The sequence below is a fragment of the Winogradskyella sp. A3E31 genome (genome assembly GCF_046720935.1).
In the GTDB taxonomy this organism is placed as follows: Bacteria; Bacteroidota; Bacteroidia; order Flavobacteriales; family Flavobacteriaceae; genus Winogradskyella.
Genome location: NZ_JBHNWH010000001.1, coordinates 492,430 through 505,629 on the forward strand (window position 1 = coordinate 492,430; position 13,200 = coordinate 505,629).

Annotated in this window: 17 protein-coding genes; 2 read left to right on the forward strand and 15 right to left on the reverse strand. The window is 34.4% G+C overall.

Translation table 11 applies throughout. The features are described 5' to 3' along the window. Positions 1 to 15 precede the first annotated feature (15 nt). Together ACFEMA_RS02305 and ACFEMA_RS02310 are read left to right on the forward strand one after the other, a co-directional pair. Positions 16 to 1,839: a GNAT family N-acyltransferase gene (locus ACFEMA_RS02305; RefSeq protein WP_411766358.1), complete on the forward strand. Its 1,824-nt coding sequence runs from the start codon at positions 16 to 18 to the stop codon at positions 1,837 to 1,839. Next, complete coding sequence (locus tag ACFEMA_RS02310; RefSeq protein WP_411766359.1) at positions 1,832 to 2,968, forward strand: carboxypeptidase-like regulatory domain-containing protein; 1,137 nt, start codon at positions 1,832 to 1,834, stop codon at positions 2,966 to 2,968. Before ACFEMA_RS02305 ends, ACFEMA_RS02310 begins: the two co-directional genes overlap by 8 nt. On the opposite strand, the gene ACFEMA_RS02315 is transcribed toward ACFEMA_RS02310, so the two are convergent. From ACFEMA_RS02315 to ACFEMA_RS02385, 15 genes are all read right to left on the reverse strand, one after another. Next, positions 2,965 to 3,381: an arsenate reductase ArsC gene (locus ACFEMA_RS02315; protein WP_411766361.1), complete on the reverse strand. Its 417-nt coding sequence runs from the start codon at positions 3,379 to 3,381 to the stop codon at positions 2,965 to 2,967. The two genes, ACFEMA_RS02310 and ACFEMA_RS02315, sit on opposite strands and share 4 nt — an antisense overlap. A 19-nt stretch (positions 3,382 to 3,400) precedes the next feature. Continuing rightward, positions 3,401 to 3,895: a DUF6428 family protein gene (locus ACFEMA_RS02320; protein WP_411766362.1), complete on the reverse strand. Its 495-nt coding sequence runs from the start codon at positions 3,893 to 3,895 to the stop codon at positions 3,401 to 3,403. 11 nt (positions 3,896 to 3,906) lie between these two features. Continuing rightward, entirely contained in the window at positions 3,907 to 4,230 is a 324-nt protein-coding gene (locus ACFEMA_RS02325; RefSeq protein ID WP_411766363.1) for an ArsR/SmtB family transcription factor, read from the reverse strand. Between the two features lie 108 nt (positions 4,231 to 4,338). Then, complete coding sequence (locus tag ACFEMA_RS02330) at positions 4,339 to 4,791, reverse strand: NINE protein (protein WP_411766364.1); 453 nt, start codon at positions 4,789 to 4,791, stop codon at positions 4,339 to 4,341. A gap of 54 nt (positions 4,792 to 4,845) precedes the next feature. After that, complete coding sequence (locus ACFEMA_RS02335; protein WP_411766365.1) at positions 4,846 to 5,232, reverse strand: VOC family protein; 387 nt, start codon at positions 5,230 to 5,232, stop codon at positions 4,846 to 4,848. Between the two features lie 15 nt (positions 5,233 to 5,247). Continuing rightward, a complete protein-coding gene (locus ACFEMA_RS02340) occupies positions 5,248 to 5,703 on the reverse strand; it encodes a DUF1801 domain-containing protein (protein WP_411766366.1) in 456 nt (151 codons plus the stop codon). A gap of 1 nt (position 5,704) precedes the next feature. Further along, a complete protein-coding gene (locus ACFEMA_RS02345; protein ID WP_411766367.1) occupies positions 5,705 to 6,181 on the reverse strand; it encodes a DUF4199 domain-containing protein in 477 nt (158 codons plus the stop codon). 27 nt (positions 6,182 to 6,208) lie between these two features. Beyond that, positions 6,209 to 6,580: a VOC family protein gene (locus ACFEMA_RS02350; protein WP_411766368.1), complete on the reverse strand. Its 372-nt coding sequence runs from the start codon at positions 6,578 to 6,580 to the stop codon at positions 6,209 to 6,211. A 106-nt stretch (positions 6,581 to 6,686) separates the two neighbouring features. Continuing rightward, positions 6,687 to 7,097 (reverse strand): response regulator transcription factor, encoded by a 411-nt coding sequence (locus ACFEMA_RS02355; protein WP_411766369.1) that lies wholly within the window; start codon positions 7,095 to 7,097, stop codon positions 6,687 to 6,689. A gap of 8 nt (positions 7,098 to 7,105) precedes the next feature. Next, the gene (locus ACFEMA_RS02360; protein ID WP_411766370.1) at positions 7,106 to 8,083 is read right to left on the reverse strand and encodes a 2-hydroxyacid dehydrogenase; all 978 of its coding nucleotides are present in this window, start codon (positions 8,081 to 8,083) and stop codon (positions 7,106 to 7,108) included. After that, the gene (locus ACFEMA_RS02365) at positions 8,080 to 8,478 is read right to left on the reverse strand and encodes a cupin domain-containing protein (protein WP_411766371.1); all 399 of its coding nucleotides are present in this window, start codon (positions 8,476 to 8,478) and stop codon (positions 8,080 to 8,082) included. Before ACFEMA_RS02365 ends, ACFEMA_RS02360 begins: the two co-directional genes overlap by 4 nt. Before the next feature lie 43 nt (positions 8,479 to 8,521). Beyond that, positions 8,522 to 9,892, reverse strand: a complete 1,371-nt coding sequence (gene mgtE / locus ACFEMA_RS02370; protein ID WP_411766420.1) for a magnesium transporter — start codon at positions 9,890 to 9,892, stop codon at positions 8,522 to 8,524. Between the two features lie 66 nt (positions 9,893 to 9,958). Beyond that, positions 9,959 to 10,735, reverse strand: a complete 777-nt coding sequence (rsmA, locus tag ACFEMA_RS02375; protein WP_411766372.1) for a 16S rRNA (adenine(1518)-N(6)/adenine(1519)-N(6))-dimethyltransferase RsmA — start codon at positions 10,733 to 10,735, stop codon at positions 9,959 to 9,961. Positions 10,736 to 10,783: 48 nt separating this feature from the next. Then, positions 10,784 to 11,107 (reverse strand): DUF4286 family protein, encoded by a 324-nt coding sequence (locus ACFEMA_RS02380; RefSeq protein ID WP_411766373.1) that lies wholly within the window; start codon positions 11,105 to 11,107, stop codon positions 10,784 to 10,786. Between the two features lie 158 nt (positions 11,108 to 11,265). Continuing rightward, positions 11,266 to 13,083, reverse strand: a complete 1,818-nt coding sequence (locus ACFEMA_RS02385) for a tetratricopeptide repeat protein (protein WP_411766374.1) — start codon at positions 13,081 to 13,083, stop codon at positions 11,266 to 11,268. Positions 13,084 to 13,200: the final 117 nt, after the last annotated feature.

The window sequence follows — 13,200 nt, forward strand, 5'->3', positions numbered from 1 at the left end:
CACTACATTTGTTTTATGCCAAAAACGTCTCATACAGGTCTTGTTTCTGCTAAGGAAGTTGCTAAAGCAATCCATTTTGATAAGTACGGATTTCTGGGGACATTTCTCGGTTGGCTTTTAATGAAATTATTAAAAATATCTACATTAAATAGCATTTATAATCGAAATAAGCATTTAGAGCATTTAGAATTTTTAGATGCTATTTTGGATGAATTTCAGATTAAATTCGAAATACCAGAAGAAGATTTAAAGCGCTTACCCAAAGAGGGTCCTTTTATTACCATTTCAAATCATCCTCTAGGTGGTATTGATGGTATTTTGCTTCTCAAGTTAATGTTAGAAAAAAGAACGGATTTTAAGATTATAGCTAATTTTTTATTACACCGTATTGAGCCGATGAAACCTTATATAATGCCTGTTAATCCTTTTGAAGACAGAAAGGATGTGGCTAGCAGCGTAAAGGGTTTTAAAAATGCATTAACACATTTAAAAGACGGCCACCCATTGGGATTATTTCCGGCAGGTGAGGTTTCAACCTATAGGGACGGCAAACTCATTGTGGATAAAAACTGGGAAGAGGCAGCCATGAAATTGATAAAAAAAGCTGAGGTGCCAGTAGTTCCTATTTATTTCCATGCCAAAAACAGTCGTTTGTTCTATAGACTTTCAAAGATTAGTGATACGTTTAGGACAGCAAAACTACCTTCAGAATTACTAACTCAAAAACGTAGAGTAATAAAAGTAAGGATAGGGAGAACAATAAGTGTCAATGACCAGAAAGAGCACGACGATTTGGTTGATTTCACTGATTTTTTAAGACGTAAAACCTATATGCTTTCTAATGCCTTTGAACGCCCTAAGATGCTAGACAATCTTCAATCCACCTTAAAAGTAGCAAAACCTGCAAAACGGATTGTTACTCCAATTGCTCCTAAAGTGATGCTTAAAGAGGTAGAAACGTTAAGAAAAAATGATTGTCGCCTCTTAATTAGTAAAAACTATGAAGTGTTTTTGGCTTCAGCTGTCGAAATCCCAAATATTCTCAGGGAAATAGGTCGTCTGAGGGAGATTACATTTAGAGAAGTTGGGGAAGGTACCAATGAAGCTATTGACTTAGATAGTTTTGATAACTATTACCATCACATGTTTTTGTGGGATAATGAAGCTAATATTATTGCTGGGGCATACAGAATGGGCCTAGGTTCAAAAATTTATAAAGCTTATGGGATAGATGGATTTTATCTTCAGGATCTGTTCCGTTTTGAGCCTGAGTTGCATAAGATGATGAGTGAGTCTATTGAAATGGGGCGTGCTTTTATCATTAAAGAGTACCAACAAAAACCAATGCCGTTATTTTTACTTTGGAAAGGGATAGTGCATACAACACTGCGCTATCCAGAACATAACTATTTAATTGGTGGGGTAAGTATTAGTAATCAGTTCTCAAACTTCTCAAAGAGTTTGATGATTGAATTTATGAAATCCCATTACTATGATCCTTATGTTGCTCAGTACGTTCATCCTAAAAAGGAATTTAAAGTAAAACTCAAAGACGCAGACAAAGACTTTGTGTTTGATGAGGCAGAAGCGGACCTCAATAAATTTGATAAAATTATCGATGAGGTAGAGCCAGGTGCTTTAAGACTTCCTGTTTTACTGAAAAAATACATCAAACAAAATGCAAAATTGGTTGCCTTTAATGTAGACCCTTTATTCAACAATGCCGTTGACGGATTGATGTACATTAAAATTGCTGATCTTCCAGAAAGCACTGTGCGCCCTGTAATGGAAGAGTTCCAAGCTGAGTTAGAACGAAAATTTACTGAGAGCCATGAGTAGTAACAAGGCTCTTCTCTTTATAAGTTGTGTTTTGTGTTTTGGGATGTGTGTAAACTCTCAAATCGTTAGAGGTACCATTGTTGATTCTGAAACTAAACAACCACTAGAGTCTGTTTCTGTATTTTTTGACAATACAACTATAGGAACAGCCACAGACAAATCTGGAAAATTTACTATAAGATATTATGATGCTATTCAATCAGGTTTAGTTATTTCTTATTTGGGATACGAAAAGGTAATTATAAATAACTACAGAGACTTGCCTTTAGTTAAAGTGGAATTACGACCTGCTGTGGATGAGTTAGAAGAAGTCTTAATTGTTTCAAAGGACGAGTTGTCTCGCAAAAAGAAGCTAGCCCTTTTTAGAAAAGAATTTTTGGGAAGGTCAGAGAATGCAAGTTCCTGTAAGATTAAAAATGAAAAAACTATAAGACTTAGGTACAATAATACCACTAAAACATTAGTTGCCTTTTCAAAACAGCCAATAATAATTGAGAACAAAAGACTTAATTATGAAATATCATACGATATAAGTGATTTTGAAATTCTTTTCAATAAAAACACAAATCCTAAGGAAGATTATTTTAAGACTGATATGATAAGCTTTTCGGGGAATATGTTCTTTAAAGACTTAAATAATGATGATAGTACGAAGAAAAAAAAGAAGAAATCTAATAAAGTTTTAGAAATTAGAAAATCAGTATATACTAAATCTATTCAAAGGTTCATGAGAGCTTTGTATTTAGAAGACTATGAGAGTAATGGTTATGTGTTTAACATTCCGAATCAAGGAGGATTTTTGGTAGACCCTCATGAATATATCAAGATAAAAGATTTAGAAAATACTGGAATCAAAGAGGTTTCAATTAAGGAATCACCCATACAGATAAATTTTGTTCAAGATGACTCTCAAAGTACATCAAACATCAATTTTTCTCAAGCAATGGATAAGGCAATTACAGGAAAAGTATTTACGTTGCAGTCCATTTTGACGATGAAAACAGATAAGTTCTATGTTGACAAATATGGTAATTATACACCAGTTTCTAATGTACTTTTTTCTGGAGATATGGGTAATAATCGGATTGCAGACATGTTACCTTCTGACTATGGGTTAAGAGAAGATTAAATATATTTATCAACAAACTTTTTTGAGTAATTCTTAATTTCATTTCTAGCCTGTAAAAAAGCATTATGCTTTTCTTCCTCGGTTCCTACAACTTTTGATGGGTCAAAGAAATTGTGGTGCAGTCTTAGAGCATTTTTACTTGGAATAAAAGGACAGTTCTCTTTAGCATGGTCACACACTGTGATGATGTAATCAAAGTTTATATCTAAATATTCATCCACATGGTTAGAGGTATGATTTGAAATGTCAATACCGTCTTCCCTCATTATATTGGCAGCACCTGGATTAATACCATGTGTTTCAATACCTGCACTGTAAATTTTTGCTTTGCCTTTTGCGATTTGGTTAAGATACCCATGTACCATTTGGCTTCTGCATGAGTTTCCTGTACATAGAACTAAAATATTTTTCATATATCGAGTTGTTGTTTATTTAGCAGCACCCAGTTTCTGGAGAACAACATGCAGTTGCTTCAGCAATCGCAACAATGCGTTCTGGTACTCCACAAAGTTCTTTGGCCTTACAATCTGTTTTGGTGTGTGCTAACTTAAGAATTAGTTTGTTGTCTTGTATTTCGAAATCATTAATAAAAAGGTGTGCTGTATGAAATTTAGCATTGCCGTATTCAAACTTCACTTCAGAAATTAAGTCATAGGGTTTTAACTCAGCAACTTTGGTTAAAATTTTTAATGCTTTATATGCATTCATCGGATTTTTTGCAGATGTTTCCATTGGGCTTTCCCAAAGCTGAATAATTGTTTCGTTCCAAGAGTCTGTTTGAGAACCACAATCAACCGAGTCAATCTTTACATGTTTTACTTCTGTAATATGGTAATTGGAACCTACAAAAGCATTTGGTTGATATTCAAAATATAGAAATTGGTTTTTATGCTCTTTTAGGAGCGAAAGTAATTCTTGTGTTTTCATACTTATACTATTTAGCAGCAATTAATTGCTGTTGTGTGTAAAAATGAGCCTATTAGCTCTTTAAAATCTTTGAGACGCTCAACGTTTAAACAGTAACATTTACTAGTGCCTTTGAATGTGCCCCTAATGAGACCTGCCTTATTGATAACCTCTAAATGTTGTGAAATAGTAGCTTGCGACAAGCCAATTTCCTCAACTATATCGTTGCAAATGCAAGATTGTTGTTTACTGATATAAGAAATAATGGCTACCCGTGCCGGATGTGCAAAAACCTTTGCAATAGCCGCAATTTCATTGACGTAATCCGTGTAAATATTAAATTTTGTCGCTCCCATAATGATGAGTTATAGGGCAAATATAACACTTATATCGTAATATTGCAATATTACGATGAAATAATATAAATAAAAACCAGAAACAAGTTCTGGCGTTATTTTATTGTGTTAGAACCAAGGCTTGCGTCCAGCCTGGTATGTGTTATAAAACTCTTCGTCAGATTTTGTTAAATAAATAATCCCCTCAATAAGACCAATTATTCCAGATAAACCACTTGTTAGTCCACAGGTTAAAAAACCTAAAAGACCTAAAATGAGAAGTATAATGCCTTCTTTATTATAACCCAAAATAAATTTATGGATTCCTAGCCACCCTAACAGAATCCCTAATACACCAGTAAGTACTTTTTTATTTTCACTAGAGGTTCTGTCGAACGTTTCCTTGGCACTATCAGAAAACTCTCGAGCACTTTCTTTAGCTTCTCTTGAGAATTCTGACGCCTTTTCCTTGGCATCTCCTGCAAATTCTTTAGCCTTATCATTCGCTTTTTTTGCACCTTCTTTTGCATCTCCTAACATGTCGTTAAGATCGTCACTTAGATTTTTATTATCGTCTGACATAATTTGTTGGTTTTAGGTTGTTTAATATGATAAAATTAATAAAAATTACGTTCGTTATTGAAAAGCCGAATCTACAGGCTCCCATAATTCAACTTTATTACCGTCATTATCTATTATCCAACCAAACTTTCCATAGTCATACTCTTCCACTTCTCCAATTATAGTGACGCCTTCCTCTTTTAGGGCTTTAAGAAGTTCCCTAAGGTTTTCGACCCGATAATTAAACATAAAGTCTTTTTTTGAAGGGCTATAATATTTAGTGTCTTCGGCAAATGGGCTCCATTGCGTGGAGCAATCCTTTCCGTCTTTATCTTTCCACCAAAACGTGCATCCATAATCATCTGTGTTAAACCCCAGATGTTTTCTGTACCAATCTTTTGTGGCTTTTGGGTCTTTGGTTTTAAAAAACAACCCCCCGATTCCTGTTACTCTTTTTTTCATTTTATCCTGAATATTTTACTTTTTTATGGCAGATTCATAAATATCAATCCATTCTTCTACTGTCATTTTTCCTAATAACTCCTCAATTAAATCATAAGGAATGTCATCTACTTTTTTAAAACGCACACAGCTTTTTCCCATGTCTAATTTGTATTTAGCATGTTTTGGGTATTCGGCTACAAACCAATCATAAAGCTCTTTTTTTGCATACAAGCCCGAATGATAAAGTGCTATAAAGTTTTTTTGAGATGCGATATTTATAAATGGTAAGGGAGGGAAAGGCTTGCAGTGATATCCTGGGGGATAAACAGATTTAGGGACATAATATGCTGGCATCCCATAACCCATACCCGATTCTAAACCTTTAGGCATATTCTCTTTTATGAGATTATGCAGTTTTGTCATTGGCGCTTTTCGTTCTTCTGGTAGTTGACTAATGTAGTCTTCTGGTAAGTCAGCTTTGTATTGCATATTATGATTGATTTAGTTGTTTACGCTGAAGGATTATTCCTGAAATTAAAGATATAATAAATCCGATTATAATAACAAGGATAAACATGAATAGCGCCGCAGTAGTACTAGTCAATTTTATAATCTCATCGGCTTTGCCTTGTTCAATAAGTTGTTGTTCATAATTATTAAAAAATGAAGGGTCGATAAATTGCGTATAGATAAAATCCGCCATTGCTATTCCTAAACTAACCAAGATTGAAATTAGAATTCCTATCACTACGGCTTTGCCTAAGGAGATAACACCATTATTTATATTATCTCGATAATGTTTTATTCCGAAAAAAATAAAGGAAAGTGAAAGAAAGATGGAGACATATCCTAATATTTCATTTGTTGAATAATCTAGGTTTTTGATTCCGATAACAAGATGAAGAGTAAAAACAACAAAGCCAGTAAGGAGACCAAAAAGGCCATATTTTAGAACTGTACTTTTCATATTTTTGATTTTAAGTTACATTAAAAGTTAGACATGTTGATCAATAAGAATTGTATTTCCATCAGGATCGTATAGCACAATACTAGCTGGTCCGGATGAATCTTTTTCTGTTTCTCTTTCTAACTTTATGTGATTAGTTTTAAGGTGCTTCTCAATATCCCTAACATCGTTAAAATCATCTAATTGATTGGCGTTTTGATCCCATCCAGGATTAAAGGTTATTATATTTTGCTCAAACATACCCTGGAAAAGTCCTATTATAGAATCACCATTTTTCATAATTAAATAATTGTGTTTTAAGTCTCCTGCAAAAACAGCAAACCCTAGAGTTTCATAAAACGATTTTGAAGCATTAATGTCTTTTACATTGATGCTTATTGAAAATGCACCTAATTTCATAATTATTGTTTTAATGAGTTATAGTACAAAACTACAATTAGTCTGTATGAAATTGCTCATACTAAAGTACCAAAGCATTCATACTTTAGTCTATAAACAGTTTTAATTAAAGGATTTGGAAAGATTTAGCTTTTTTCACAGCTTGAGTTCGACGTTTCGCATCTAGTTTAACCAATAAATTTGAAACATGGGTTTTAATAGTGCTTTCTGATAAGAATAAACTTTGGGCAATTTCTTTATTAGATAAACCCTCTGCAATTTTTTGTAATACTTCATACTCACGGTTACTAATATCAAGTTCTTTTATTCTTTTATGACTAATTTCTTCAATTGGAGTATTAGGTTTTTGTAGTGTTTTTTTGTTGATATAAACACCAATAAAAAAGAATACAATTGCGATAGAGGCAACTATTAACTCAACTTTTAAGTCACCAGAAATAACAGCATACTTGCTAAACTGAAACATTAGAAGTAATGCCAGAATAAGCAATCCAAAAACGAGAACGGTCTTCTTCATGCTTAAATTTAACAAAATTTAGCCTTAATCTTATCAACTATTGTTTGAGCTAATTTTATGTTGCTTTCAACCGTCCAGCCTGCGACATGAGGGGTTAGAACTACATTGTCCGCATTGATGAGATATTGAAAGGCCTCTGGTAGGTTTGATTTTTTGCTCTTTCGCATCCACCTGAACTTAGGTTCTTCTGCTTTAAATAAATTTTCAAATGATGCTTTTTCATATTCCAAAACATCCAATCCTGCACCTAATATTTTTCCACTCTCTAGAGCTTGTACTAAATCTTTTGTAATAACACTTTTGCCTCTAGCTGTATTTAGTAGCCAGAAAGGTTTTTTAAAGTTTGAAATGAATTCAGAATTTACCATCCCAACTGTCTTTGGGGTCTGAGGCGTATGTAAACTTACCACATCAGCCTTTTCTTGAAGCTTGTCCAGAAACACTTGCTGCGCATAATTATCGCCAACATTAGCTTTTATGTCATAGCAAAGTACTTCTACGTCAAAGCCAGAAAGTTTTTTAGCGAAGGCCTTACCCATATTTCCATAACCTATTAGTCCAACAGTTTTTCCGTCTAACTCAATACCTCGATTCGCTTCCCTTAACCATTTCCCTTGCTTTACTTCATCATTGGCTTTATTGAGCTTATTAAATAAGGAAAGAAGCATGCCCAAAGTATGTTCGCCAACAGCATTTCTGTTGCCTTCTGGTGCGGATATGAGGTGAATTCCTTTTTGCTCTGCATAATCACAGTCAATATTTTCTAATCCAGCACCAACACGACCTATAAATTTTAGGTTTTTTGCAGCGTCTAAAAATGGTTTATCTATCGTAAATCGACTACGAATAATAATGCCATCGTAGTCTGAGATTTTGGATTCAATTTCAGATTTTGAAGCTGTGTAATCTTCGTGATTGGTAAAGCCTAAATCGTTAAGCTGATTTATGAGTAAGGGATGATTAGTATCTAAATGAAGGATTTTCAAATCTTTGGATATTCCGTTTGAGTGCGCTCGTGTTGTATATTTCCAGTATGTGCAGTATTTAATTTTTCAAATAATAAAACATGGACCTCTTCATTATTTTTGGTGGTTGGGTTATGTTCAACACCTTTTGGAACGACGATAAACTCACCCTCATTGACAACTTCAGTTTTGATTCCGCCTTCGCTGTCAGCTTCGTCAGATGATGCTCTAAATTGCATGTAAAGTGTTCCTTTTATCACCTGAAATAGTTCGTCTTCATTGTCATGACTATGCCATACAAACTCGCCTTTAAGCTTTGCTAATATCACTTGCATATCATCCACGATAGCCACTTGATGTGGGTGCCAGTTTTTGCTGAATTTTGAAAACTTTTCCTTAATGTTAATTGCCTTCATATCGTAAAGTTACGAAGATTTGTATTAGAATAAATCTGTAAGACTATATCCCTAATATTAATTTTGCAATCCAGAAATAAAGTAGAATACCTAAAATATCATTGCTCGTGGTAATGAACGGACCTGTCGCTATGGCCGGATCTATGCCGCGTCTATCTAAAAACAATGGGACAAATGTACCTATTAGGCCAGCAATAATGATAACTGCAACTAGTGACACTGAAATGGCCAGCGCTTTATCCATTTCCCCAGTGTAACCCCAAACAAAAAGGAACAAGAAAATTGCCAATATAATGCCGTTGAGTGTTGCCAAGAGCATTTCTTTTATAAGTCTTTCGTTGACGCTTCCCTTAACATCATCGTTGGCTAAACCTTGCACAATTATTGCGCTCGATTGCACTCCAACATTACCCGCCATAGCGGCGATTAAAGGAGTAAAGAAAAATAAGACTGCATATTGGGTAAATGATTCTTGAAAACCTTCCATGATAATAAATGCCCCAATACCACCTAATAGACCCAAGAATAGCCACGGTAGTCGTGCTCGTGTTAATTGTAAAATACTATCATCTGCTTCAACATCCCCAGTAATACCAGCTGCTAATTGGTAATCTTTTTCGGCTTCTTCTTTTAACACATCGACGATGTCATCGATAGTAATTCTCCCTAAAAGAGTTTGATCATCATTAACAACAGGAATTGCCTCCAAATCGTATTTTGCCATCACTTTTGCAACATCCTCGGCATGATCTTCCACATTAACAAAATCGACGTTATCCTTAGCAATATCTGCAATCTTTTGGTCACTCTTAGCAACAATTAAATCCTTTAAGGAGAGTCTGCCAATCAATTTTTCTTGCTTATTGACAACATAAATAGAATGGACTCTCGTCACATCTTTTGCCTGACCTCTTATGCGACGTAAACAACCAGCAACGGTCCAGGTTTCATAAACCTTAACCAATTCCTTAGCCATAAGACCACCAGCAGTATCATCATCATAAGCTAATAACTCTTCGATCTCAGCTTTATGCTCTTGGTCCTCAATATTAGAAATCACTTCTGCTTGCCTGTCTTCTGGCAATTCAGCAATCATGTCCACGGCATCATCCGTATCCAATTCATCTACCTCTTCAGCAATTTCTTTGGCAGAAAGGTTTTGTAGAACACGTTCTCGATTGTCCTCATCGAGCTCCATGAGCACGTCCGATGTGGTTTCAGAATCTAGAAGTTTAATAACATAGACAGCATCTTCTAAATCGAGCTCATCTAATATTTCGGCAATATCAGCAAAGTGAAAGTCCTCCAATAAAGTTTTGAGGTCTTTGTCATTTTTATCTTCGACAAGAACTTCTACCTTTTCGATGAGCTCATCCGTAAGTTGAAATTGGATATTTTCTTGAGTTTCTTCCACCACGTTAATTGTTTTCTCGATAAAATTTCAAAAAATTAAATTTTAAAATCATTCGAAATAATACGCCTAGTTTTTATCATTTTCTAATAATGAGGTGAGCTCAATAAACTCTGGCACACTCAATTGCTCTGGACGCTGCCCAAATATAGCATTTGCTTTTATATTATCAGAAAGATCAAAGATTTTTAAACTATTGCGTAATGTTTTTCGACGTTGTTGGAAAGCCGTTTTTACAACTCTAAAGAATAGTTTTTCGTCACAAGGCAGTGAGTAATTGTCTTTTCTTGTGAGACGTAGTACACCCGAATCTACTTTTGGCGGTGGGCTAAACACATTTGGCGGTACAGTGAATAAATAGTCTGCATCATAAAATGCTTGGGTTAACACCGATAAAATACCATATACTTTTGAGCCTTCCTTTGAGCAAATACGTTGCGCCACTTCTTTTTGAAACATTCCAGAAAATTCTGGTATTTGGGCTCGCATTTCTAAAGTTTTAAAAACAATCTGTGACGATATGTTGTAGGGAAAATTTCCTATGATGGCAAAAGGTTTATCATCAAAAACTTGACTCAAGTCATATTTTAAAAAGTCTTTCTCAATAATACGGTTGGCCAGATGTAGATAATTGTTTTTGAGATAGTCAACAGATTCAGAGTCTATTTCAATAACATGGGTAGTAACATCCTTTTTAAGGAGGTACTTTGTTAAGACACCCATACCAGGGCCAATTTCTAAAACATCATCATAGCCTTTATATGACAAGCTATTTGCAATTTTTTCAGCAATAGTTTCATCATTTAAAAAATGTTGACCGAGATGTTTTTTTGCTCTTACTGACAAAGGTTTTGCTTAATTGTTGAGGTTTCTGGATATAAATAAAGAACAAACTTAATTAAAGTCAACCGTATATTCGTCAATGACTTCCAGTTCTGTTCTAAATGCTAGCATTTTATCGGCAAAAAGCTTTAGTCCATCTGCACGCAAACGTTCTGCATCTTCTTTGTAATAATCATCAAGTGCTTTTCGAGAATGAGCTTTGTATTGTATGGAATAGGTTACTCCGCCCATTTCCTCTTCTACTAAAACCCTTGTTAGCTTGGCGTCAGAAAATTTGCCTGTTGCTAATACTTGTGGAATATGTTCTTTAATCCAGACAAGCCATTGGTCATGTACTTCATCATCGACATTAACAGTAACGTTATATATAATCATAGTTTTCGATTAAGTTCTTGAAGTCAATGGCAAAAGTAAGGATTTAGAGTAAGAAAAAAGGCTCTATAGATTTAAATAGTCATCGGTGACTGAGGCTCTCGAAGTCACAAGTCAATAAAGTAAAAGCTGGCTTCGAGAGCCTCAGCCAACATTAGAATTTAATTAATGGTATCACCTCTAAGCATTCTGAAGTTTTTTCGTGCTTCCACAAAATAAATACTGTCTTGGTGCTCAAAGATAATTTTCTCGTAAAGAGATTTAGCTTCCTCTGGGTTGCCAAGATAGGTGTTGTAAAGTTCTGCTAGGTGGAAATAGGCATCGTCAATTAAAATTCCCTCTCTGTAGTCTTTTATAATTGTAAGATAATTAGATTCTGCACCAACAAAATTTTTGTTAGTTTCAAAAAGTTGTGCTTGCTTAAAAAGGGCTTGTGGTGTAATGCTTTCCCCTTTATGCTCTGTTAAAATTTTTCCTAAAAGCCCAATGGCTTCTTCAGTTTTATTTTGAAAGGCTAATAAATCTGCCTTGGCATAATATTTTAAAGCAGTTTGTGTGCTGTCTTCATATTTATTATCTGAAATTAAGAGTTTTAAATCTAGAGCATCGTTAGCAATTAATTGTGATGTTGATGATTTCAAAATTTTTAATTGAGATTCTGCCCAATCAAAATCGCCTTTATAGTAGCTCGTTTTCGCTATTTTAAAACGAGCCTCTTGTGCCAAGGTACTGTTTTTAAGGTTTGCTTGAATTTGGGAATAATAAATCAAAGCTTCATTAAACTTTTCTTGCAGAACAAGTATGTCTGCCAATTTCATTTTCACTAATCCTTCCTGAAATGGCGATTTATCAATAGATGCCATTTCTTTTAAAAAGTTACTTCCTTGCTCAGGTTGATTAAAATGAAATGCCAAAAACTGTGCATAAGCCAACTGCAATGAGATAGAGGCATCATTTCTGCCATATCTTTCGAAGAGGCTTTGGTATTTGTCATTAATAGCTTTTAACTGATTTTTATCAGCTTGCTCTGTTTCAATCTCCAAAAGATACTGATGGGACGTCAATGCTATACCAAGATCTTGTGAGGTTTCTAAAAGGTAATTAAATATAGAAACTGCTGTATCATTGTCCTCGTCTTTCATGGCTGTTAAGGCCAATTGGATAATACGATTTAAACTTTCGGGATTACGTTTAAATAGAGCTTTTTCTTGAATAAAAGATTTATTGTATGCCTTTTCTTGGACGTAGAGCCAGCTTAACATGTCGTACCAATAGGTGTCTGGTTGTAGTTGAATACGTTTTAAAAGTAGTTTTCTAAGAATGAGGTTATTTTCATTCTCCTTGTTTTCAGAAATAAAATCACTGATAGCCCTTTTAATATTATTGATAAAATCTGGTCTATAACTGATATGATCTAAATAGTTTGAAAACATTTGCTCAATATCACCCTCATCTGCATATAGACGTGCCAGTTGAATACTGAAATTTTTATCTGGAAGCAATAACTTTCCTTTCTTATAAGTTTTAATAGCGTTTTGGAATAACGAATGCTGTTCAAATCGTCTACCTACAGTATAAATGTAATTGGGTTTTTCGTCTACATAAGCAATAGCTTCTTCATACAGGGGTTGCGCTTTTTCAATACTGTCTTGCTGTTGGTAGTTATAACCCAGTTCTATTAATAAAGTTGGATTCCTAGATTTATCTATACGCGAAAGCAAGAGCTGTTTGGCGGCTTCATAGTTTTCTAATTGCTGAAAGGTACTCACCAATTTAACCAGATAATTATAGTTGTAAGGTTGCTTTTCATAAAGCTTCTTGTAAGACAAAAGTGCTTTTTCAAATTCCCCATTATCAAAGTAGCCATCGGCAATAATAAGAGCATCAGCCATAGCCTTACGCTCTAACTCCGTGGTTTGGGCATAAGATAATAGCAGGCCTATTGCAAATGTGAATACAATGAGGAATTTCTTTTTCATCTTCAAGTTTGTGTAAATATAACAAATGACTTATGTAGATATTGTAAATGTTTTTATAAAAAAATACCCGAACCTAAATTCGGGTATTAAAAATATAACTAACTCTTCAAAATTCTC